Origin of the sequence: Rhodococcus sp. EPR-157 (genome assembly GCF_001647195.1) — a bacterium.
Lineage (GTDB): Bacteria > Actinomycetota > Actinomycetes > Mycobacteriales > Mycobacteriaceae > Rhodococcoides.
Window position 1 is genome coordinate 1 of record NZ_LVCV01000579.1, and the last position, 1,624, is coordinate 1,624.

The following is a 1,624-nucleotide window of genomic DNA, read 5'->3' on the forward strand; positions in this document are numbered from 1 at the left end:
TACACGACGACAGCCGAAACGCTGCTGACGATCGAATCATTCACCAGCAACGGATCATTCGATCGGGCGGTGGTTATTGCCGGAACGACTACCTACATCACAGCGGTGCCGGCCTAGTAGCCGTACGCCAGCGAGATCCCGTCATGCGCCTTCTGTGAAGGGAACATGACAGGATCTTCTCCGTTCACGGCTAATCCGTAGAAGTCGCTAGAATCGGTGACTTCTGTCACCGATTTGAACGTGCATGAGCCGTCCTGTTGCAAGGTGCCCTTTGGCATAAAGCCGGCTCCCACAGTGAGGCCTGCGGCGTCGGTTATTACTACTTGGGTGCCCTCGTGGATGCGTGTCGTCGCGCATCCACCTTCAACCCGCTCCACGTACCTTGGCGCTGCCTGCGCAACGAAGGTGAGGTCAAACTTGGCTGGCTGCTCGACCTCAGGTTCGGTCGAGCAGCCAGCCAGGAATGCTGCGGCCAGCGCCGCGAGCCACAGTTTCCGCATGGGTGATTGATAGCACATCGGACATATCAGGCGATGGCGCGGTACAGGTCCAGCTTCTCGATGGCTGTCCGCATACGGAGATCGGTGACTCCGGCGTAGCCCTGCGTGGAGTGTATCGAGCCGTGACGCATCAACTCTTGCACGACTCGAATGTCGGCACCGTCTTCGAGCAATGTCGTTGCGTACCAATGCCGTAGCGGGTGCGCGGAGCCAGGGATGGCGGCTCGCCGGAAGGCGTCACCGACGCTCTGGCTGACACTCTTGCGGGTGATGTGTTGCCCGGGTCGGGTTCGGTTCGATGGGAACCACCAGCCGCGCGCCGGCATCGTCTCGGCGGTTGTGGCGAGGATTGGGTGAATCGGTACCCACTTCTCCCCGCCGCCCTTGCCCATGATCAGCATCCGGCCGCGCGGTAGGTCGACGTTCTCACCACGGAACGCCGCGATCTCGATGCACCGTAGGCCGGCGAGCGTGGCGAGCAGGATCATTACGCGGGTGCGGTGATGCATATTCGTGCGGAGTAGTTGCAGCAAGTGCTCGTCGGCCACCGGGCGGGGTTGCCGTTTCGGCTGCTTGATCTTGCCGACCTTGATCATGGGATCGTCTGTCCGAATGTCCTGTAGCTGTAGCCATTTGAACCATGTCACCAGGTACGAGTGGTAGGTGTAGTGGGTGCTCTTGGTCCATTCGGGATGCGAGGCGTACCAGCGCACGATGTCGAGCGGCTGCGCGTAGGTCGGGTCTATGCCGGCCTCTGCCGCGAACTGCTGCAAGACGCGGATACGTTCGGTTCGAGTGGTGTCAGCCAGTCGCACGCCGTGGTGCCATAGCTCCCATTGATCAATTGTCGCGTTAGTGCTCATGCGTCACATTCGCACCAAACCTCGCGAACTGGCTGGAATCGACGGAAGGGTTCACCGATCCGTTGCATGATCGATGCCTAACCGGTACAGGTGGCGGGGAACCATGCACGGAGCCGAGGAACCCACCGCAGCGGTGGCAGTACAGATCGGTCACGATGCGCGCTCCAGCTCGAAGCGTGCGACGGGGTAAAGCTCGGTCACAGGCCTGAATCCAGGACCTTTTAATCCGCAGGTCGTAGGTTCGAGTCCTACTGGGGGCAC

At 60.8% G+C, this 1,624-nt stretch carries 2 protein-coding genes; both read right to left on the minus strand.

The features are described 5' to 3' along the window. Positions 1-113 precede the first annotated feature (113 nt). Positions 114-500 carry a hypothetical protein gene (locus tag A2J03_RS25395; protein ID WP_068379709.1) on the minus strand — a complete coding sequence of 129 codons (387 nt, stop codon included), beginning with the start codon at positions 498-500 and terminating at the stop codon, positions 114-116. Between the two features lie 26 nt (positions 501-526). Beyond that, positions 527-1,363, minus strand: a complete 837-nt coding sequence (locus tag A2J03_RS25400; RefSeq protein ID WP_082898092.1) for a tyrosine-type recombinase/integrase — start codon at positions 1,361-1,363, stop codon at positions 527-529. Between the last annotated feature and the right edge of the window lie 261 nt (positions 1,364-1,624).